Raw genomic sequence first — 22,541 nt, 5'->3', positions numbered from 1 at the left:
CATTATAGTAAGAATCATTCTCATTATCAAAGAGTTTTTAAGCTGGTGCCAGCATAAAGGCTACAGCGACAGCCTAACGATTCGGCGATAATAACCAACGGCAAGCACAGCGAACACGAAATAAATGACCGTATACATCGCCATGGCAGCAGCTGCGGGAAATGTAATATCTGACAACGTCAGCGCAGAGGCGGCTTTCACGGCGACAATGGAATGGACCAGCCCGATTGCCAGCGGAATCGCGAATACAAATAGTTGTTTACGGATAATGCCGCCCATAATCTCTCGTTCCCCAAATCCAAGCTGGCGCAAAATCGTATAGCTCTTCCTCTCCTGCTCAGCCTCTGTCATCTGTTTAAAGTATAAAATACTGCCTGTTGCCATCAGGAATATAAACCCTAGAAAACCTGCTATAAAAATAATAAGCCCAAATTTTTGAAGCGACGCTTTGTAGTAAGTGTCAAAGTCCGGCCTGTTCTCAGCTGCCTTAACATATTTGGCGTAAAAACCGGATGCGACTGCCCGCTCGCTCTTGTCTGAAATTTGGTATGTATCTATTCGAATGGTCGCCTGTTCAGAAGCAGCAGGCAGCTGCTCACGAATCGCATATAACGTTGCTTCCGGCACGACAAGTTGACCGCCCGTTACGTTGTAGTTCATCGCATTACGATCGATGCCTTTCATAACCTTAATGGTGAGGGGGATTCCGCTGGCTTCAAAATCCACCGTTTGTGGAAATAGAACGGTATCCGGCTCCTTGCTTAACGCTGGCCTCTGTCCTTTATACCAAACGGCCTCGCCTTGCCTAGGCAGGACATTATCGGCGCCGCTCCCCTGCAGTTGTTCTGCTGCGAGCAGCAAGAGGCTGCGTTCTCCTTCCCGGCTATTGCTAAAAGTGCCTGTCAGTCGAACAGCCTCAACCGATTGATGCTTAAACGTTAGCTTTGCCTGCTCCAGCTCCGTACGAAATGAGCGTGCAGCCTGACTACTATTTTCAAAAATAAAATCGTAAGGCAGCATCCCACGCGACTCGCTCTCGGCTGAATAATACAGCGAATAAGCGATTGCCACCATGGTTAGAGTCATCGCTGACAAAACCGTTATGAGCGTGAGCGAGCTCGCATTCGCATTCATTCGATGCATGACTGGAGCGAGGGACAAGCTGTTTTTCAGTCCAAGCTGTCCGTTCCTGCTCCTTCGAACCGAGTAAAGCAGCCAGCCAATCGTGACACGAAATAGCAGGTAGGTTCCGAGTATAGTCGAGGCAAGAATAATCAGCATTCGCAAAAACAGCCCTTGCCCAAGCGGTTGGCTAGCTAGCATATAGCCCGCCGCGATCAGCACTATGCTAAGCAGTCCCATCATAGCGGAGAAAGCTGCTTTGGGCTGTTTGGGATGCTCTCCCTGCCGGCCCGCCTTGAACAGCTCGAGAAGCGTAGTACAGTAAACTTTAAACACCATTTGTATCCATGTAAGCCCGATGAGAATGGCAAACACCATAGCCGTTTGAATAGCTGCCGAGCTTGAGAAAGAGACGGAGATAACACTTTCGATCCCGACCAGTTTCAGCAGAATAAGTAAAAAAAGCCGCGATGCGATTGCACCAACTCCAATCCCAAGGAGGAGTGCTCCTATTCCAAGGAGCATATTCTCGGCAATGAGCAGCAGCAGCACCCCTCTGCGCGTCAGGCCTATCAGCTGATACAATCCGATTTCCCGGCTGCGGCGCCCTAGAAAAATACTGTTCGCCTGCAGCATGAATATGACCACTATGGCCAGCAGCAGCAGCCCTGACACTTTAAACAACGATGCGAATTGAATATCTCCGAATATCGCGGTCATGATGGACGTATCATGCTGCAAGGTAGCGAATACAAAATATAGGGCTGTACTTGATATAAGCGCAAAAAAATAAAGATAATAATGCTTCATGTTTTTACGCATGCTGCGGATAACCAGTTCAAACAGTGTCAACATGGTCACCTCCGAGCACAGCCTGCACATTCATTATGTCTTTGAAAAAAGCTTGCCGCGTTTTGCTGCCCCGGTACACTTCAGAATAAAGCATGCCGTCCTTCAAAAACACGACCCGGCTGCAATAGCTTGAAGCTACCGGATCATGCGTAACCATCATAATGGTAAGGCTGCGCGACCGATTAAGCGTCTCCAGCTTTCCAAGCAGCGACGATGCTGCCTTCGAATCCAGCGCACCTGTCGGCTCATCTGCAAATACAATAGCAGGCTCGTGGATCAATGCGCGTGCGGCAGACGTCCGCTGCCGCTGGCCGCCGGAAATTTCATACGGATATTTATGGGCAATTTCCAAAATTCCCAGCTCCGCAGCAATCGTCTGAAATGCTGCCTCAGCCGCTTTTTTATTCAACTTGCCTAGCGATACGGGCAGCAAAATGTTCTCTTTTACACTTAACGTGTCTAGCAAATTATAATCTTGAAAAATAAAACCAAGCTTATTGCGCCGAAAAATAGACAGCTCCGCATTTTTCATATTCGAGATGTCCGCATCTTCAACGAATATTTTGCCTTCCGTCACTTTATCAATGGTCGACAACACATTAATCAACGTGGACTTCCCTGAGCCGGAAGGCCCCATAATGCCGACAAACTCCCCTTCTAAGACACGTAGATCGATCCCCTTAAGCACCTGCTGAACATTTCCTCTGACACCAAATGATTTACGGACCTGCTGCGCATGCAGCACGGTTTTTGGCAATTTGTTATGATTCATCTACATAGCCTCCTGCTCTGATCTAACATTCATTTTAGAGAAAAAGACCACACTCGTCGCTCGCATCAGATGACAAGCAGGAGGTTCTATGTGACACTATTGTCATATGAAACGGGCTTGATTTTAATATCTGCTATAACTGTCCTTTTTCCGCCCTTCATGTCCGAATAGCTTCGAACGCATTGCTTACAGGGAAGGTCATTTCCAGCGTTGTTCCTGCCTGCGGCCCAGATTGGACGGTCAGGCCAAGCCCGATTTTGTCCGCAACCGTCCGTGCTAAATAAAGCCCCAGTCCGGTTGCCGCATTTTGCAGCCTTCCGTTTCCTCCCGTAAACCCTTTATCAAAAATACGCGGCAGGTCATGAGCGGCAATACCTGGTCCCTCATCTTTAATCGTGATTCTCACATGCCCTTCAGGCGCAACGGTCGTCGACAGAAGTATCGTACCGCCCTGAGGGCTGTATTTGACCGCATTCGTCAGTAATTGCCTCATAATAAAACGGCACCATTTGCGGTCCGTCCTGACGATTGCCTCTTCCCCCTCAAACATGACGGCTATATTTTTCTCTACACACCAAGAGGCCAGCTCCCGGACTTCCAGAGCGGCAAGCTGCTGAATCCCAGCCTGTTCCACCACATAATCCGCCTCAAGCGCAGGCAGCCGTGAAATGTACAACTGCTGGTCAATGAGCAGATGAATGCGCAGCCATTCGGATTCGATTTTTCGCAGCGCCTGGTTGCTCCTATCGGCATCTATCGTTAACTTCATAGCGGTCAGCGGCGCTTTCACTTCGTGCACCCAAGCCGCCGTATAAACCTGCTCCACCGTGCGGGCCGCATAGCTATCTGCAAGCTTGTCCGAATACCAGTGACCTGCCGCTCGCAGAAGTTGATTTGTTGCTTCTTCATTATAAAAATAAGCAAGCGGCAGCGTTTCGATCCAGTCCTCCTCTATTTCTTCAGCCGTGCTTGCCAGTGCGCGCGCGTAGGCTGTTTCTTTTCGAAAGCGCCATCCTAAAAAAGCCAGCATTGCCAGCATGAGCAGGGCGTTCATATACAGCATCGAGACCGCTTGAATCGCAATGCCGTTGTCCAGCCAGATTAACAAATCCACGAACAGCAAAGAAAGCAGGTAGAACGCAATCCAGCTTTTTCTATCATATAAATAGCGGAGCAGCAACGCATTTCCCCCTCATAATGTGGCAGCCATGTAGCCTAGCCCTTTCTTGGTGACAATAGCTTCTTCCAATTGGAAAACCGTCAGCTTTTGGCGCAGCCGGGTTATGTTCGCTGTCAGCGTATTGTCGTTGACGAATTGTTCATCGTCCCACAGCTTGCGAATGAGATCGTGGCGGGATATGATCGTATCCTTCGCCTGGACGAGCACAACGAGAATAAAAAATTCATTTTTCGTTAGAAGCACATCCTGTCCGTTTTTACGAATGAGGCCGCGCTTCATATCTATAATAGAACCATTCCATTCGATCAAATCAGCCGCCGCTTCTCCATAAGCATAGGTTCTACGAAAAATCGCCTGAATTTGGGCCATCAGCACATCCATATGAAACGGCTTTTGAATATAATCATCAGCCCCCATATTCATCGCCATGACCATATCCAAAGGATGATCACGCGAGGATAAAAAGAGAATCGGCACTTTCGACACCGCCCGAATTTCCCGGCACCAGTGAAAGCCATCATACATGGGAAGCTGAATATCGATAATAACGAGTTGAGGCTGCTCTTTAATAAAAGTGTTCATCACATCATCAAACCGCTCTGGACTAGTGACTTGAAACGACCATTGCTCCAGCCTCTCCTTCAGCGAACGAAATATGGCCTCATCATCTTCAATCAGCAGTATTTTCAAATCCACTAGAGCCAAATCCCTTCTTCCAAGTGTTGCGCAGCCTCGATGAACCTCGCCAACTAAAGGGCTGCTTTCTACATCATACCATTCCAGGTTTGCACACAAAAAGGGGCGGCAAATCATTGCCCCCCAATCATACCTTATTTTAGCAGTGTTACGCCGGAAGCAGCATCGTGAACAACAGCGCCGCCAGCTCCTGCTTGTTTAACGCCCGCCGCGAGCCGTAATCAATCGCCCCGCCAGCTTCGATTACCTCCGGCCCATGCAGCTGCCATTTCACTATGGAGCTAACGGCGTCAATCGCCCATTTCGATGTGCCGGGCGCAAGCGGAGCAGTGGAATCCTGCGTCCTAATCCCCGTCATCGTCAGCAGGCGATAAACGATCGCTGCCGCTTCCTCGCGAAGAATAGGCCGGTCCGGCTCAAACAAGCCGGTCCCGGTCCCGCTCCCATTCAGCAGCCCCGCCTCAACGGCGGCTTGGATCGCTTTGCGATACGGGGAATGCTCGACGTCCTTAAATGAGGCCGGGTTCGTGGATTCAGGAATGCTCCATATCGCATTAAAAGCTTGGATGAAGGCGCCGCGGGTGACCGCCTGCTCCGGTTGAAACGGCTTAGACAAATCATCTGTCATAAGGCCAAGCGATTTCAATCCCAAAATGTAGCTGGCATAGGGATGACCAATTGTTACGTCAGGGAAGCCTTCCTGATACTCGGGTATTTTTGCTGCGTAGCTGAAAAGGTTAGCATATTTCAGATAGCTGATTTTCCCGTCCGCTTCCTCCTTGAATGCAAGGGGATTGCCCTGCTCATCCACAAACAGCAAATCATCGACCTGCTTCAATAGTTGACGGCTGGAAATATCGCTTACGGTGAGAGTGCCGTCGCCCGTCGCTTCGACCTTCGTTAGCAGCTTGATGCGCAAATCCGAATACAAGCCTTCAAACTTGGCGAGCTCCTTCGCAGGCAACGGCTTAAAGTCTGCAGCAGGTCGATATATCGATGGTTGATCGGCGTAATAGTGGTCCATAAATGCGGCAAACAAATCATTTCGCAAATCCTGATTCGAATTATAGGAAACGAAAACACCGGTTTTGCGATCTGGCAGCAGCCAGAGAAGCGAGCTGAAGCCAAGTATATCGCCTCCCTTGGAGATGACGGCTTCCCCGTTCGTATGGGACGGATTCACAGGCGCTTCAAAGCCGTAGGTCATATCCGGAAAATCCGGATCGATGGCGATGTGATACGTCGACATAGCCTTCACCGATTCAGGCGACAAAATAATCGTGCCGTCGGCCGCCCGGCCATCGTTCAGGAATACATTCATAAACAGCGCCATATCGGCGGCTGTCGATAGCATGCTGCCCTCCGGCCATTCGTTCGGCGAAAAACCGTACACCGGAATAGCGCCTCCCGCCGCATCATAAGAGGTGACGAGCCGTTCAGCTGCATTTTTAGTAAGGCTAAAATGGCTTGAGGTCATGCCTAGCGGCTCGAACAGATGCTTCTGCACATAGCTCCCGAAAGGCTCTCCGCTTACCTGCTGGACGATGTAGCCTTGCAGCCTTGAAGCAAAATTATCGTACATATAGGAGGTTCCCGGCTGGCGAATGACTGGCGGAAACACAGCAAAGATGCTTTCCTTAAGTGAAATCGGCTTTTGGGCGGGATCCAGCAAATAACTGGCATCTGTAGGCTCACGCACTTCAAAGCCCGTCGTATGCGTCAATAAATTTTCGATCGTAACCGGTGTACTATAGGGGTTGTTTACTTTGTAACCATCCAAATATTTTTCAATATTATCTTGCAGCGATATTTTCCCTTGATCGACGAGCTGCATAACGGCAGCCGCCGTGAACACCTTGGAGACCGAGGCGATTCGAAAGGTGGAACTATTCGCATTTACCGGTGACTTCTTCGTCAGATCGTTTACACCGTAGCCTTTGGATACGAGCACTTTTCCGTCTTGTACGACGGATATTACAGCGGCCCCGGCTTTTTGCTGTATGGCATCCTGCTCAAAAAAAGCATCGAAAAAGGCCTCCACCTCCTTCGCATCGCGCGGACCGCTCGTCAAAGGGGTGGGGGACGCGCTGCTGACTGAGGCATTCTGATTAATGGAGGCAGACGAATGGGATTGTTGGCGCTGCGCATACGCGCTTGCTTCCCCTGTAAAAGTCAGCGTCAGAAGTGCCGCCAAAATACCGGATGTGATGCAGGTTCGTTTCTTATGATGGATCAATTAAAATCCTCTCCTTGCTTACCCTAATTTTGGAGCTGGCTAGCTCGATCAAATCATTACTGCCGCTCCAACACCTTCATTTTAGGGTTTACAGCCAACACCGTCGTTCGATTTAGATGATAAACAGGAGAGGAATGGTTACATTTTTGTCATGTACGCCTACTTTGAAGATTGAGCAGCGGCAGGGTTACAGGCTGTCAACAAAATTCAAATAAGCTAGCGCGTTTGATTCTAATTTGCTTGCAGACGTTTCCGCCGCTGCATCAGGTTCATTTTCACCCGGCTCCGCTTCTGTACCATAAAAAGCAAAATAGGAGCGATAATCAGCACTGCAATACAGGAAGGAAATTTCAAAAGGAGCCAATACTTGTGCAAGTGTGTAGCGATATTTTCCCTCTTCCCGATAATTCTCTTCTGTTGCTCCAGCGGATACCGCTAACGCCACTTTGCGATTTTTTAATTTGTCCCCACCTTTAGAACCGAAGGCCCATCCATAAGCTAAAACCTCATCCAACCATTTTTTAAGAAGAGGCGGACAATTAAACCAATAAATAGGGAACTGAAACACCAGATTGCCATGCGCTTCAACCAACTGCTGTTCTTTCTCCACGTCGATGTTTCCATCAGGGTAAACCTTATGCAATTCATGTATCGTATATTTTTCTGGATATTTCGCAAGCTCTTCTATCCATCGCTTATTGATGACCGATGCTTCTATGCTGGGATGTGTGACAATAACGAGTGTTTTCAATGAAAGCTCCTCCTAAAGTGTGATTGGCCTCTTGAGTATAAAGCGCACGCTGCAATTATGTAAGTACGCACTTTAAGTACAGCTACTTACCTCAAGGTTAGTGTCAATCAGTCATCACACATAGGCAGTTGGCTAGGAGCCGCTTATATTGCCGCATGTGCTTTCCGCAGCTCATCCTGCAATTTGGCAATAGGTACTTGAGCTGGCTCAACCTCAGTCAGTACCGCTAAAGCTGCCGCTGTTCCGGCTGCCTGTCCGGTTGCCATACAGCTAGGGGTCAGGCGAGTTGTCGCGAGTGCCTCGTGTGAAGTCGAGATGCATCTCCCCGCCGCGAGCAAGTTGGGCACATTATGCGAGAGCAGGCAGCGAAACGGAATGTCATACGCGCCATCACCTGAGATGAAAGCAGCTGTTACCCCTTTTCCGGATGGGTTATGGATATCGATGGGGTAGCCACTGCGTGCTATAACATCGCTGTGCTTCCGTCCCTCTAACACATCTTCCTTCGTCAGTGAATAATGGCCGACAATTCGCCGCGATTCCCGTATGCCAATTTGCGGAGCAACCGCTGAGATGGAAGCCCGCTCAAAACCGGGTACATCGCGCTGCAGAAACTCCGCCATCATCAACACCTGCCGTCGCCCCTCCTGTTCAGCAAGTGTCAGATCCTCGGCACTAGTCGCATCCAGCCCCTGCACCCGTGTACAGTTAATCAGCACCTCATCCTCGGCTGGCCCCGTAAAAAACAGAATTTGATCACGGTTAATGGGCACATTCGCCTTCTTCCAGTGCGAATAGAATCCGCTCACACCAGTCAGCGGTAGACCCGGCAGCTCTGAAAAAGGGGTTTTTTGATAAAAGTCCTCCGGGTGGTCCATCATATATTGCTTTACTTTATCCAAGTTAACACCGCGCATCCTGAACTTCATCGTCATCGGCTGTGCCTGTTGATCCAGAGCACGCCCATGAAGCGTTTCTGCCCCGGAAAGGTAAGCGACGTCCGCATCACCGCTTGCATCCACAAATACTTTGGCACACACTTCCGTTCTGCCAGACTTATTGGTTACATGTACAGCCTCAATAACGCCTTCCCTCACCCCAACCTCGTCCACCATACTATGAAGCAGCAATTTGACGCCAGCCTCGCGCAGCATATCTACCGCAACGACCTGATAAATTTCCGGATGATAAGGCGTCAGCGTATGAACGAAACCGACCGTATCCCTGAGATGGCCAGGCGAGCCTCCGCGAGCCTGCAGCCGATCTACAATTTCCTGGGCGATGCCTTTAATGACCTGCTCGCCGCTGCTCGTATGGAATGTCATCCATGGATAGACCATTGCTGCCGTAGACATGCCGCCAACAAAGCCATAACGTTCGATCAGCACGGTTCTCACACCTTGCCGGCCTGCAGCAATGGACGCCGCTATTCCTGCAGGCCCTCCGCCAACAACGACAACATCTGCCTCTATTTTGTTATTCATTTCATCCTCCCTTTCGAAGCTGCACTTATTCCTTCAAGCCCGTCATGGCCACCCCTTCAATAAAACGCCGCTGGGCCAGAAAAAATACGATTAACAGCGGCACCGTTGCCATTACGGTTGCACTCATCAAATAATGCCAGGATGTGCCGACCTCATCTGTAAATAGCGACAGGCCAAGCGGAAGGGTCATCAAATGACGCGAATTAATGAAAATAAGCGGGTCAAAAAACTCGTTCCAAACCGTTACGAATGTGAAAATCGTCAACGTCGCCAGTCCAGGCTTGGCAATCGGCAGCATAATTTGTGCATAAATCCGAAATCGGCTACAGCCGTCTATCATCGCTGCCTCTTCCAGCTCCGTCGGCACCGTAATGAAAAACTGCCGCATCACAAAAATTCCGAACACTCCACCCGCCCCAAAGATCGGCAGCAGGATAAGCGGCAAATGCGTATCAATCCAATTAAGCTCACGCATGAACAGAAACATCGGAATCGCCGTTACCTCATGAGGAATCATCATCGCGCTGAGCAAAATCAGAAACAGGATATTTCGGCCCTTGAACGGTATTTTTGCAAACGCATAGCCGGCCAATGAGGCAAAAAAAACGGTGCCTAGCACAACTACAAACGCAATATATACACTGTTGAAATAAAAGCGGTGGAACGGAATCAGCTGGAAGACATCGACATAGTTTTGCAGCCGGAACGCAGGCGGGATCAGCTTCGGCGGATAGGTGAAGATGTCCTGCGGCTCCTTGAAGGAGGTAGACAGCATCCACAAAAATGGTACGAGCATAATAAGCGAGATGAAGCTTAAAAGGCTATAAACGCCAAACAGCGTCAGTGGCTTGCTAATGCCTGCATTAGGTGTCGCTTTCATTGAACACCCACCTTTTTCTGAGCTGCCATTGCAGCAGAGTCAACACAAGCACCACGAAGAACAGAACGAACGCCAGTGCTGATGCATATCCCATCTGAAACAATTTGAATGCTTTTTCCCAAATATAATACACCAGCACCTTCGTACTGCTGCTAGGCCCGCCTTGCGTCATGACATAAATTTGGCCAAATACCTTCAGAGAACCGATAATGGTCATAACGACGGTCAGAAATACAGTAGGCGTTATCATTGGCAGCGTTACATTAAAAAAGCTTTTGCCCTTGCCTGCGCCATCCAGCATCGCGGCTTCATACAAGGAGCGTGGCACCTGCTGAATGGCAGCAATAAAGAGCACCATGTTCAAGCCTACATTTTTCAAAACACTGGTTACAATAACCGATGGCATGGCCAGCTTCTCATCGTACAGCCACGCCGGCCCTCTAATATCCAGCAGCAGCAAAACCTGATTGATAAGCCCCGAATCCGTTGCGAACATATATTTCCAGACAATCGACCATACGATAAGAGAAGTCATGACGGGTACAAATATCGCTGTTCGGAACAGCCCAATCCCCTTGAAGCTTTTGGATAAAAGCAGCGCCAGCAGCAGGGCCAGCACAATATTAAACGGAACAAGGCCCACTGTAAAATACAGGGTATTGCCGAACACTTTCCAAAATAAATGATCTATCGCAATATTCCGATAATTATGAAGCCCGATAAAGTGGTGTTCACCAAGCAGCGGCCAGTCCATCAAGCTCATATAGAAGGCCTGCGTCATCGGAAACAGCAGCAGCAAAGTAAAACCGAGTACCATTGGCGAAACAAACAGCCAGCCTGCAATTTGCGCCTCCCGGACAAGCGGCCCTCTTCTTCGTTTTTTGCCCATTTCCTTCATGAAGATAACACCGCCTTCTAGCTCAATCTATCCATTGCATTGCGGAACTCGCTGACCGTTCTCCGCAGCTGATCCTCCGTCTTCCCGACTACGATTGCACCCAGCATAATCGCACTAATACCAGCATTGCGCAGCACGGCTACATCGCCAGGTACAAGCCGCCGCTGTGATGGAATAACAACCGGAAGCCCCGAATGCTCTACTAAATAGCGATATTTCATCACATCTGCAAAGCTGAGCGGCGTCCCATATTCGCTTCCCGGCACAATTGAAGCTTCCAGAGCGGTAAAGCCGAACTGCCCTGCGCTCTGCACAAGTGTGAGATCATAATGTTCATTGATTGCAAACGTTCGGTCAAGGCCTAGCTCCTCCAACAGGAGCGAAGGAAGATGATGGGCATATATTGAATAGAAATCAAAGCCCAGCGGAGCCAGTCTTTCCATGTCTGGTCTGGTCACGCCTTCAAGGCTCCCAGCTGGCACAACACCGAATGGTCCGTCAAACTTTTCCCGTATGCTGTGGAATACCGCCTCGTATTCGTCAAGTGAACCAAAGTGCGTGCCGCTAGCACGATGGCCCACATTGACATGCACCTTCAGTGCGTCAGCGCCCTCATCGAGCGCAGCTTGAGCCAGCGCCACATCATTGGCGGGCAGGCTGATGAATAAAGATAGCTTATGCTTGTTGAACTGCTCCTTTAATTTTCCCAAATCCATCCACTCCCTTAAATTTTTTTGTAGAGCTAGGCGGCCCGTCAGACGGACTGTCCCCCTTATACGGCTGCTTATTTCAAAATAGCGTCAACTTCCGTTTGCATTTTTGCCAAGTTTTCCTGCGTGCTGCCCGATCTGCCGAACAGGCGGTCGAAGCCCTGAAGAACGGCGTTGTCGATGTCCTGCCAGCGAATATGCCCCGGAAGCATGCGGGCCTTCGGCATTTCGTCGATAACCGCCTGAGTAATATGCTCTGCTGGCGGGTTGTTCGGCTGATTCAGGAACGCATCCGAATGAAGCACTGAGGTGCGCGGCGGGACAAAATAAGTCGCTGTCGCCTCTATACCGGCCTGGCTAGCGAAATATTTCAGAAGCTTCTTCGCTTCCTCAGGATGCTTACTGTCCTTGAACAGCGTGTAGCCCGCCTGTCCAAGCATCGGCACACTGCCCTGCGAGCCGGACGGCATCGGCGCTATGCTCCACTCGAAGCTCGTAATCTCTCTTGCTTTCGATACATAGCTGTAGTTGTCGAAGAACATCCCGACGTTGCCCGCATCAAAGCTGACCTACTCGCCAGCCTTCGGATGAGACTGGTCGGTGAACATCATGCGGCTCAGCATATCGAACGTTTCCAAGCCGTACTGGTCATTCCAGGTGAAAGCAGTTAAATCTGCGTTGAACGGTCCGCTGCCATTGGACCAGGAATAGGAGGATAAAATCGCCCATGTTTTCCAGTCGCGGAAAAAGTTTGCGCCATAGATGCGGCTTTTCGCATCGCTGTTTGAGATCGCCTTAGCGGATTGCTCGAATTGTTCCCATGTCCATTTGCCTTCTGAGGCAAGTATGTTCGGGTCTGTCCATTTTGCTTGATCAAACAGCGTCTTGTTATAGAACATAACGACAGGCGGCGTCGAGAAAGGCAAGCCCAGCAGCTGCTCGCCGTCGCGGAATAGGTCAAGGGTGCTAGGAATGTAATCGCCCAGCTTAAAGTCCGCGTCATTTTTAAATTCGGATACATCCGCCAATATGCCATTTTCCTTAAACTGGGGGATCATCCGCTCGGATACCCATGCGATGTCCGGCAGCGTCCTTCCGGCTGCCAGCACTGAAATTTTCTGCTGATACTCGGCGAACGGCACGGATTCCATCACCACCTGAATACCCGGGTTCTCCTGTTTGAAGCCAGCAATGAGCTTGTTGTACACATCCATATGCCCCTGATTGCCCCACATTAAAAACGTTAATTCGATGTCCTCCTTCTGCTCCGTACCCTTGTTTACAACGTTGCCAGAGTTCGTACTGTTGCAGCCGACAGCTATTACAATCGGTAAAATGGATAGAAGAGCCCGACTCGCTTTTTTCATAAAATCCCCCTTAGCAGCCATTAGTTTGTATTCCCTACTTAAGTATAGCGGTGGCTGTTGCCTTCCTTAAACCATGCAAATTGCAGAAATGGTGCGTTTTATTCCTCTATTTTCTTATCGCGGCTCATCTAAAAGCTGGAATCGGTAAATTGATCGCGATACTCGCCTGCTGTCTGACCTGTCTGCTGCTTGAATACAAGCATGAAATGCTTCGGGCTTTGGTGTCCGGACAGCCGTGCCACATCATAGATTTTCAGCTGCGTATGCACCAGCAGCCACTTCGCCCTTTCCATGCGCGCCTCCAATACATATTCCGAATAATTGACCCCCGTCTCGTTCTTAAACAGCTGGCTCAAATACGTCGCATTCAGGCTCACTTGGGAGGCGACGGTTTGCAAGCGTAAATCCCCGTCAATATGCCGTTTTACATACTCCCTGATGTCGCGGATAATTTTGCGAGTATCTCCGCCACTTCCCGTCTGTTCCAGATCTGCGGCTGCGGGCAGCGAAGTAGAAACGCCATACTTGCGATCCAGAAGCAGCTGGGCCTTTCGCATTGCAGCTACAAGCTCGTGCCGCTCAATCGGCTTCAGCAAATATTTGAACACGCCATATTCTATCGCCCTTTGCGCATATACAAACTCCCCGTAGCCGCTTAAAATAATAACGATCAGCTCCGGATACATTTGCTTCACCTTTCCCATCATCACCAGTCCGTCCATCTCTCTCATCCTGATGTCGGTGATCATGACATCGGGCATGTCACCCTTTAAATAAGCAATTGCCTCGCTGCCGCTTGCAGCCTCTCCTGTTACCTCAAACGAATGTACCGACTGATGGATCAGTTCCCGCAAGCCCTGGCGTATAACCGTTTCATCCTCTACGAGTAAAACCTTATACATCCTGCCCAGCCCCTGCCCTCTTAAAGTGGAATCGTAATCGTAACCGCGAAGCCCTGTCCCGGACTGCCATCCACCGCCAGGCTGCCGCCCTTGTCATACATAAGCACGATGCGTTGGAATATATTGCTTAGCCCCAATTCATCCTGACCGCTGAGCTGCAGCGACTGATTGGTCTGGTGCTTGCCTATCGCCTCGTTCAGCTTCTCCATTTCCGTCTCACTCATTCCTTTGCCATTGTCACGCACCGTAATAAGCAGTTCATCCTCGAAACGCAGGGCAGAAATCCAGATCGTGCCTCCCTCTTCTCGATCATCTATGCCATGATAGACTGCGTTCTCAACCAACGGCTGCAAAATAAGCTTCGGTATAAGGCAGTCCTTCACCTCATCTTCAATTTCGTACAGTACCTGCAGCTTGCCACCATACCGGACCTGTTGAATCCGCACATAGGAATCTACAAAATGGATTTCCTCCCAAAGCTGAATCCGTCTGTCCACCTTATCGATGGTGTATCGAAGCAGCTTGCCAAGGGCGGTCACCATATCAGACACCTCGGCATGCTTGCGCTGAATGGCCATCATATTAATCGACTCCAGCGTATTATAAATAAAATGCGGGTTGATTTGGCTTTGAAGCGCAGACAGCTCCGCTTCCTTCTCCCGCATGCCCAGTACAAATACCTCATGAAAGAGACGATTGATTTCCTCCATCATTTTGTTGAAGCCGCGCCCAAGCTGACCGAACTCATCATTGCTTAGCATCGTTACCCGCTTATTGAAATTCCCCTGCTCAGCTCGGGCCATCGCCTTCTTCAGCTCAATAAGCGGCCTTGTAATACGATAGGAAAGCAGCACGGCCAGCCCTGTAACCATTCCGACGCAAACCGCAGCAAACCATAGCGTAAAAGTCATCATTTCACGCGACTCCTTCTGGATAACGGCGATCGGCGTCAAGCTGATTACGGACAAGCCTGTATAGGAGGAATGATGCTGCACGAATAAATAATCGCGGCTGCCAAGCTTTTTCTTTTGCCTGTTCCTCATTTCCTGCAGCTGACCATCCTTTAACAGCTCGCCATAGGCGGAAACGCCGCCCTCTTCCACTCGCTCGAATATGAATCGCTGCCGGTCATCGACGATCAAAAGGCTTGCCTCCCGCTCAAAATTCAGGTTCGATAAAATATGGCCGAACGCCTCCACCTTGACGTCAATAATAATGTAGCCTAATCTCACTAGCGTTTTAGGCTCTCTAATAACTCTTGCGACTGATATGTAGGACTCCGAGTTTGGGCTGCTGTAATAGGACGGTTCATGAGGCGGGATGATTCTCCATTCCCCATCGGATTGATTCAGCTCTGAAAACCATGAATCCCGCCTGCTATCCCATACCGCATCGGCCGACATCGCATCTACGTTCGAAAATAAAATGCCGCTGTTGCTGATTAGATGAATGCCGCGAATTTCAGGTCGGTTGTATGCTTGCCCAGATGTATACAGCTTCATTTTCAAATAATCGTCGGATAGCGCCCAAGTCCCCGAGCCCATCGGCCCGTTGTATTTCGCCAGAATGGACAACACCATCTGATCATACAACGGCATAAGCGATAATCGTTCCAGGTCTTTCAGCATCCGATCAAGATTGGTGTTGATCTGTTGAACAATGTCGATGGTAAATTGTTCCGTCTTGTGATTAACCGTTGCTGAGAAATGACGATACGTCACCATACCCTGCAGGCTTAAAGGCAGCAAAATAAGCACGCTGAATAGGAGCAGCAGCTTAGTGCGCAAATTGCTTTCACTCAGATGACCCTTGAACCACTGATGCAAGAATGTCAAGATAATCAAGCTTGTCTTCCCCCTGTCGTGAATGGATAGGTCCTCCATTTCTTATTTGAAGTTTATATTATAATGGGAGAGGAATGAATCCTATCCCGTACCATTCGGAAAAGGTATGGAATATTTAGCAACAAAAAAACCACGCCTGTTGGACATGGTTTAGTCATAGTATAGTTGCTTGCTTTTGCGGTGAATTCTTGATCTACGACCTAACAAAAAAAGGCTATCCCTCACTTCCCCTTTCTATAAAATAATGGTTTATGTCCAGTCGTTGACTTGAACACTCTGCCGAAATGCGTCACGCTTCCGAAGCCTACCTTCCTCGCAATCAGATTGACCTTCATCGACGATTGCTCCAAAAGCTTTTTCGCCTCCTTGATCCTGACGCTGTTCAAATACTCCACGAACGTAAAGCCTGTTGCCTCTTTAAAAAAACGACTTAAATAATAGGGGCTGACATAAAATCTCTCTGCTAGCGGATGCAGCGACAGCTCTTGCATATAATGACTGTTGATATAGCGGACAACCTCCGAAATTCTTTCATGCATTGGACTTGGCGACTCTAGAGGCTCGATGCTGTTTTGTCTAATATGCCGGCAGCAAATAAGAAGCAGCTGTAGAACCAAAGTCTGCGCATACATCTCGAAGCCAGCTTTTTTATCCTGAATCTCCTCGATGATACGCTTGGATAGCGCCTCGATGGAGAGCCTGTCCTGCAAGGAGCATTTAATGATGATGTACTCCTGCTCAAACAGCGGCTGCAGTGTATCTATATAGGAGCCATTAGCCGAGGCCATGTTGCTCTCATGAATATTAATAATAAGCCGCTCATGCTGAGGCGTTTCCGTATTGGTCGTCCGGTGCAAAATATTTGGAGAGATGATAATAACATCCCCCTCATTGATCACCATGGTCCTGTCCTTAATAAAAAACTCCCGTTTTCCCGACATTAAATAAAAAATTTCATACGTGCTGTGAAAATGGCTGGCAGGCATATTGTGGCTTAGCGCCTTCCGGTGGGAAACCAATAAAGTCCCGTCCTTATTTTCATATTGAAAATCTCCCATCTTTAGGCTCCGCCCCTCATCTGTTATGTCATTTTATTATACGCCTCAGCTTATTTTCTGCAAGATATAAGAAGAATAAAGGTATTTTCGCAAAAAATGTACATAATCCTCTGCTAAACTAAGCTTAATACACGAAGGAGGAATGCACTCATGCAAGACACCCTTTCCCCCATCCAATGGGCCGAGAAGGCCTGCGAGGCGTTAATGGATAAATTTGAGCCGGAATTGCTTCCGCCAGACCGGTTTCACTATCATCAGGGCGTATTTCTGTCGGGTATGGAGAAATGCTGGCAGGAAACGAAGAAGGACAAATACAATGATTATATTAAACGCTGGGTAGACAGCCAAATTCTCGAGGACGGAAGCATCAAGAAATACAATCCGGATGAACTGGATGATATACAGCCTGGTGTTCTTCTATTTAGATTGTATGAGCAAACGGGCGACGAACGGTATAAAAAAGCGCTGCATACTCTTGTTCCCCTGTTAAAGTCATGGAAAACGAACCCTTCGGGCGGGTTCTGGCATAAGGAGCATTACCCGAATCAAATGTGGCTGGATGGCTTATACATGGCGGGCCCTATTGCCGTCCAGTTCGGCAAGACGTTCGGCGAAAGCGAATATTTTGACTTGATGACCTTCCAAGCGCTTATGATGGCAAAACACACCAAGGACCCGAAAACCGGCTTATTGTACCACGGGTGGGATGAAACGAAGGAAGCCGCTTGGGCTGATCCGGATACGGGGCTTGCTCCAGAGTTCTGGGGTAGAGCGATCGGCTGGTACCCTGTCGCCTTGCTGGAAATGTTCGAATACCTGCCTGAGGATCATAAGGATAAAGCAGCGCTAGTCCGTATTCTACAGGACCTGCTCCTTTCACTGACTAACTTCCAAGATGCTGCGACCGGTTTATGGTATCAGGTTGTCGACAAGCCAGAGCAGCCGGATAATTGGCTGGAAAATTCCTGTACCGCCCTGTTCGTTCATGCCATTGCCAAAGCGGTAAGATTCGGTTATCTGGATGCCAAGTATTTGCAATATGCTTGGAAGGGCTATCAGGGCGTTATTGATACGCTGAAGCTTGATGAGAATGGCAACGTCATCATAGGCCAAATCTGTATCGGCACAGGAATAGGTGATTACGCCCACTATATCGCCCGTCCTACCAGCGAAAATGATCTGCATGGCGCAGGCGCTTTTATTCTCATGTGCGTGGAAATGAGCTTGGCGGAAAAGATAGGTAAATAATACAAAAAAGCTGGAGCCTCTTTATGGGCTTCAGCTTTTTGCTGGATGAAAATCCTTTATACTTCCGCGGCATATTCATACCGTGCGAGGCATTGGATATCGATTTTCAGGAAATGGACTATGAAGATCCGTTCAAAAGTCAAAACGAGCATGGCCCGAAACCGTGTAATCAAAATAACCTTCTAAACGAAGCAGCTTTTCTTTCGCCTGCAAGCCTCCACTGTACCCCGTCAATGTGCCGTTCTTCCCGATAACACGGTGACATGGAATGACAATAGGAATCGGATTGGCCCCGTTGGCGCTTCCCACTGCGCGTGTGGCCTGGGGATTATTTATCATCTTCGCAATATCAAAATAACTGCGGCTTTGCCCATATGGAATTTTCATCAGCGCTGTCCAAACAGAAATCTGAAAATCAGTCCCCTGTAAATCAAGAGGGATCTCGAATGACGTGCTTTCCCCCTCACAATAGGACTGCAGCTGCTCCAGATATGGAGAAAGCCTGCTCTGATGTTCAATCAGCTTCGCATTAGGAAACTTCTTTCCTATCCATAACTTCAGGTTCATATGTGTGTCATCTGGCAACGCGATTAGACATAACCCTCGCTCGCTCGCCGCTACCTGCAGCGGCAAACCATTGAACAGGGAATGGGTAAATGTTGTCCAGTAAATTTCCGTTTGAGCCCCCATCATCCTCTACCACCCAGTAAACAGCGGCTTCGGCCCAGCATGCGTAGGGAAAAGCGGCAATACTTCCTCTGCCAACTCCTGAATGACTTCGGCAGGCGGCCGGCTCGAAAATTGGATGCCAAGCGCAGCATGATTGACGCCAACTGTCTGCCATTCCTCCAAAAGCTGGATCAGCCCTGCTCGCCCTGTACGCAATATGTATCCGCCACGAAGCGGCATTCGAGGATAATTAACATCTTCAACAAGATCAATCCATTCGTTGGTCATATGCGGCTTGAACATCCCGCCAGGGATTTTTTCCCGCCAAGCATTGATCTTACGTCCGAGCATTCGGGGACCTGTCTCATTTGCCGTAGCTTCGGGATAAGTGAGCCAGCCGTCACTGTGCTCTGCAATCCAATCTAAAGACTGCCTGCTTGAACCCGTCACGATAAGTGGAATACCGCCAGTTGCAGGCTTAGGCAGCAATTCAAGCCCTCCCATTCTACCAAGCGAAGATTGAATTTCAGAACTTCCCTGATGAATCAGCTCACGAAAAAATGCCACCGTCTCCCGAAAACGCACATCACGATTATCCGCATCTAGCCCATAAGCTGGAAACTCAGCAGGGCGGTCTCCGGAAGCAATCCCTAGCACAAGCCGTCCGCCAGAAAGTACATCTATGGATGCGGCGGCCTTGGCCAAATCAATGGGATGGCGAAGCGTGAAGATCGCGCTTCCTGTTACCAAGGATACGTTTTTTGTCCTTGCAGCAAGATAGGCCAGATAAACGAATGGATCGAATACTTGCCCAGCATCCCGGAAACCGGGATCAAATAGCGGAACATCCCGCACCCAGACGGCTGCAAAATTATTTTGATCAATCTTCTCAACTAGATCAGCTTGGCCCTGTAAAACATCCATCTGACCTGTATAAAATTTAAGTGGTAAAAATATGCCGATTGTCAGTTTGTCTGGGGCAAACATCCGGCCGAAACCCGGGTGATCATGAAAGGTCTCCATTGCCAACGTTGACTGGTGACCTGTATCTATTTTTTCATTGGAACCTATTTGTTTGTTCAATTCATTCTCCTCCTCAAGCGATAGTGTTCCTGTCATCTGGCATCTGGCATTCATCCAAATTCGACTGACTAAAAGTGATATAATTGTATTAAGCAATTGACCCCATAAGTAGTGACAAAACTAAACTAGATTATAGGGTCAATTAAGGTTACAAGGAGGATATGAATGATCGATTTGACGATATTGTTGAACAGAGATTCTGGAGAGGCGTTATACTCCCAGCTTTATCAATATATTAAGCAAGAAATTTTGAGCGGAAAGCTGGCCGCTGAGACACGGCTGCCTTCTATTCGGTCGCTGGCTGCCCACCTCCATATTAGCCGCAATACGGTGGATTTGGCCTATCAACAGCTGTTAGCCGAAGGTTATGTTCAAAGCAGGCCAAGGAGCGGCTTATATGTTATTGATCTGGAGCTGGAGTCGCTGCCTTTGTCGCATCAAATGAATAAGAAAGGGTTGAAAAATAGTACACAGGTTAGCTCGGCGATTCGATATAATTTTCGCTATGGCGATGTTGATGCTGCGCATTTTCCGTTTGCCACTTGGCGAAAGCTAGCCAATCTAAGCTTGCATCAGGATCAACTGGACTTGTGTTCATATGGCGATCCGCTCGGAGAACCTGGACTTCGAGAAGAAATCGCCAAATATTTGCATGGCTCCAGGGGAGTAAATTGTACGCCTGAACAAATTATGATTGGAGCTGGTGTTCAGTATCTACTGGGCGTGCTATCCCGCTTAATAGGTGGGGCGAACAACGGCAATGGCATGGCGATGGAAGAGCCGGGATATGACGGGGTACGGACGATTTTTTCACATCATGGTTTTCACATCCACCCAATCCCGCTGGAAACGGATGGGCTGAATATACAGAAGCTTTTTGAAAGCCAATCTCGCATCGTGTACATCACCCCGTCCCACCAGTTCCCCTACGGGATGGTTATGCCGCTCCCCAAGAGAATGCAATTACTGAAATGGGCAGCAGAACAGAATGGGATCATTATCGAGGACGATTACGATAGCGAATTCAGATATATCGGCAAACCCATACCGTCCCTGCAGAGCCTCGATACTCATGATCGCACGGTTTATCTAGGGACATTTTCAAAATGCCTGCTCCCTTCCCTGCGCATTGCCTATATGGTTCTGCCTCAGAAACTAATTGAGCTGCACGATGAGCAAGACTACCGATTATACGACCAAACGGTATCACATTTTCACCAAAAAACGTTGGAGCTGTTTATGAAAAATGGGCATTGGGAAGCCCACATTCGCCGGATGCGCAATGTCTACCGAGAGAAGCAATTCACGTTGATTTCAATGCTTCAGCAGCTGATGGGCGCTCAAGTATCCATAATCGGCCAGGATGCCGGACTTCATATTTTATTGCGTGTACATAATGGTATGGATGAACATCAGTTGATTGCCACTGCAGAGGAGGAAGGCGTCAGGGTCTACCCTGTATCTCCCTTCTGGGCACAGCGGGATGAGGCTGAGAAAACCATGGTGCAGATCGGTTTCGGTGGTTTGAGCAAGGAGGATATAACAGAGGGGGTTCGCATGCTATACCGCGCTTGGTTTGGGAAACGCCGCGACGTATGAATGCAACCGAAAATGAAACGCCATAACCGAAAAATTTATCGGCTATGGCGCATTGGAATGTGGTGTTATTAACCTATAATAGCTATTATACCTTTAAAGTAGTCACACTTTTATTTGTTCTAAAAACCACCAGCAGGATCGTGCTATTTGACTAGCCTCCGTACGATGCTTGCTGGATTCGAATTCCTTCTGAAGGGCCTTTACGACAATTTCAATAAGCGAGACATTCAACTCGTCCTGGGCTTGAAATAAAGCCAGAAGGCCTTTTGAGATTTCTTTTAATTTCGTTGATTCGTTTGATTTTTGAATCATTTTATTGAAATCGTGAAGCTCCTCTAGCAATGCCTCTTTATCTACATGACCCGTACGCGCAAATTCACTGGGATGAAAGAGGGCCAACGTTTGAGGATCAAGAATATGTTCTTTTCTTTCATGCATCGTGTGCAGTAATACCTCAACATAGGAGAGCACCTTCGGTACAAGCTCGTTCCATACAGGCTTTTGCCCATGAAAGCTTCTCCACGCATTGGCGATTTGATGCAGCATACCGTAGAAAAAAATAGAACCTTCGCTTGCATAAGGCCGGATCTCTTCTCCATATAACTGAGTCAATCGTTCAGATAACCACTTCAACTGCATATTCGCTAGGTTTGATGAATTAATTTCTCCTGAATAGAAACCCGTCCAATACAGCTCCCAAACGCGCTCTCTCTCAGGCAATGTCATCGGTATCGAAATTTGATCCACTAGCAGATCATATTCAGAAGCATAATGATCGTTTTCCAAGTTTTTTCGAATAGCGATATCCTCTTGCATCCGCTGCTCTAAAATGGCTTGCAAGCAATCATCCTTCGAATTAAAAAATTTGTAAAATGTCCCTTTCGATACGACTGATTTGTCTAAAATCATCTGGATCGTTGTATTAGCAACGCCATGCTCAATAAATAGGGTAAGAGCGGATTCTAATAGCAATTGTTTGCGACTACTCATATCTTGTCCCCACCAAATGTTTTTGCCCTTATTGTATCACGCTTCGGCTTCTCCGACATGGTTGCTATTGTGAGTACAGTTCTCCATAATTAGGATTCCTGTAGAGCGTTAATTTTGCGTTTTGCATAAAAACGAGCGCCTCCAGTAAGATGGGGTAGTCACGGGTCATAGCCCTTTAGCCATCATAAGGAGGTCGCTCT

General features: G+C 48.5%; 18 protein-coding genes and 1 pseudogene. 2 read left to right on the top strand and 17 right to left on the bottom strand.

What is annotated here, in order from left to right:
- Positions 1–60 precede the first annotated feature (60 nt).
- The 14 genes and pseudogenes from AC50X8_RS14825 to AC50X8_RS14760 form a co-directional block, all read right to left on the bottom strand.
- Entirely contained in the window at positions 61–1,974 is a 1,914-nt protein-coding gene (locus AC50X8_RS14825) for an FtsX-like permease family protein (protein ID WP_056029061.1), read from the bottom strand.
- Positions 1,961–2,746 (bottom strand): ABC transporter ATP-binding protein, encoded by a 786-nt coding sequence (locus AC50X8_RS14820; protein ID WP_494880233.1) that lies wholly within the window; start codon positions 2,744–2,746, stop codon positions 1,961–1,963. Before AC50X8_RS14820 ends, AC50X8_RS14825 begins: the two co-directional genes overlap by 14 nt.
- 157 nt (positions 2,747–2,903) lie before the next feature.
- Positions 2,904–3,926, bottom strand: coding sequence for a sensor histidine kinase (locus tag AC50X8_RS14815; protein ID WP_494880232.1), 1,023 nt, complete (start codon positions 3,924–3,926; stop codon positions 2,904–2,906).
- Between the two features lie 12 nt (positions 3,927–3,938).
- Entirely contained in the window at positions 3,939–4,616 is a 678-nt protein-coding gene (locus AC50X8_RS14810; protein WP_494880470.1) for a response regulator transcription factor, read from the bottom strand.
- Between the two features lie 154 nt (positions 4,617–4,770).
- Positions 4,771–6,858 carry a serine hydrolase domain-containing protein gene (locus AC50X8_RS14805; RefSeq protein WP_494880231.1) on the bottom strand — a complete coding sequence of 696 codons (2,088 nt, stop codon included), beginning with the start codon at positions 6,856–6,858 and terminating at the stop codon, positions 4,771–4,773.
- Between the two features lie 187 nt (positions 6,859–7,045).
- Positions 7,046–7,609, bottom strand: coding sequence for an NAD(P)H-dependent oxidoreductase (locus AC50X8_RS14800; protein ID WP_494880230.1), 564 nt, complete (start codon positions 7,607–7,609; stop codon positions 7,046–7,048).
- 143 nt (positions 7,610–7,752) lie between these two features.
- Complete coding sequence (locus tag AC50X8_RS14795) at positions 7,753–9,093, bottom strand: FAD-dependent oxidoreductase (RefSeq protein WP_494880229.1); 1,341 nt, start codon at positions 9,091–9,093, stop codon at positions 7,753–7,755.
- Positions 9,094–9,118: 25 nt separating this feature from the next.
- Positions 9,119–9,973, bottom strand: coding sequence for a carbohydrate ABC transporter permease (locus AC50X8_RS14790; protein ID WP_056029071.1), 855 nt, complete (start codon positions 9,971–9,973; stop codon positions 9,119–9,121).
- On the bottom strand, positions 9,957–10,871 hold the full coding sequence (locus tag AC50X8_RS14785; RefSeq protein WP_494858520.1) for a carbohydrate ABC transporter permease: 915 nt from the start codon (positions 10,869–10,871) through the stop codon (positions 9,957–9,959). Before AC50X8_RS14785 ends, AC50X8_RS14790 begins: the two co-directional genes overlap by 17 nt.
- Positions 10,872–10,888: 17 nt before the next feature.
- Positions 10,889–11,587: a hypothetical protein gene (locus AC50X8_RS14780; protein WP_494880228.1), complete on the bottom strand. Its 699-nt coding sequence runs from the start codon at positions 11,585–11,587 to the stop codon at positions 10,889–10,891.
- Between the two features lie 68 nt (positions 11,588–11,655).
- Positions 11,656–12,795: pseudogene (locus tag AC50X8_RS14775) on the bottom strand (ABC transporter substrate-binding protein).
- A 281-nt stretch (positions 12,796–13,076) separates the two neighbouring features.
- Positions 13,077–13,850 carry a response regulator transcription factor gene (locus tag AC50X8_RS14770; protein ID WP_056029078.1) on the bottom strand — a complete coding sequence of 258 codons (774 nt, stop codon included), beginning with the start codon at positions 13,848–13,850 and terminating at the stop codon, positions 13,077–13,079.
- Positions 13,851–13,870: 20 nt separating this feature from the next.
- Entirely contained in the window at positions 13,871–15,694 is a 1,824-nt protein-coding gene (locus AC50X8_RS14765) for a sensor histidine kinase (RefSeq protein WP_494880227.1), read from the bottom strand.
- Between the two features lie 221 nt (positions 15,695–15,915).
- Positions 15,916–16,752, bottom strand: coding sequence for a helix-turn-helix domain-containing protein (locus tag AC50X8_RS14760; RefSeq protein ID WP_494858509.1), 837 nt, complete (start codon positions 16,750–16,752; stop codon positions 15,916–15,918).
- Positions 16,753–16,902: 150 nt separating this feature from the next.
- Between AC50X8_RS14760 and AC50X8_RS14755 the strand changes: the two genes are divergently transcribed.
- Positions 16,903–18,000, top strand: a complete 1,098-nt coding sequence (locus tag AC50X8_RS14755; protein ID WP_494880226.1) for a glycoside hydrolase family 88/105 protein — start codon at positions 16,903–16,905, stop codon at positions 17,998–18,000.
- Positions 18,001–18,132: 132 nt separating this feature from the next.
- Here the strand turns inward: AC50X8_RS14755 and AC50X8_RS14750 are convergent, their stop codons facing one another.
- Positions 18,133–18,690 (bottom strand): methylated-DNA--[protein]-cysteine S-methyltransferase, encoded by a 558-nt coding sequence (locus AC50X8_RS14750; RefSeq protein ID WP_494880468.1) that lies wholly within the window; start codon positions 18,688–18,690, stop codon positions 18,133–18,135.
- A 6-nt stretch (positions 18,691–18,696) separates the two neighbouring features.
- Entirely contained in the window at positions 18,697–19,752 is a 1,056-nt protein-coding gene (locus AC50X8_RS14745) for an LLM class oxidoreductase (RefSeq protein WP_494880225.1), read from the bottom strand.
- A 165-nt stretch (positions 19,753–19,917) separates the two neighbouring features.
- Here AC50X8_RS14745 and pdxR point away from each other — a divergent pair, with 165 nt between their 5' ends.
- A complete protein-coding gene (gene pdxR, locus AC50X8_RS14740) occupies positions 19,918–21,351 on the top strand; it encodes a MocR-like pyridoxine biosynthesis transcription factor PdxR (RefSeq protein ID WP_494880224.1) in 1,434 nt (477 codons plus the stop codon).
- Positions 21,352–21,453: 102 nt separating this feature from the next.
- Here pdxR and AC50X8_RS14735 read toward each other — a convergent pair whose 3' ends face one another.
- Positions 21,454–22,341 carry a TetR/AcrR family transcriptional regulator gene (locus AC50X8_RS14735; protein WP_056029094.1) on the bottom strand — a complete coding sequence of 296 codons (888 nt, stop codon included), beginning with the start codon at positions 22,339–22,341 and terminating at the stop codon, positions 21,454–21,456.
- Positions 22,342–22,541: the final 200 nt, after the last annotated feature.

The organism is Paenibacillus sp. JT22N15 (assembly GCF_059383755.1).
This window is presented reverse-complemented; position numbering and strand designations above follow the sequence as displayed.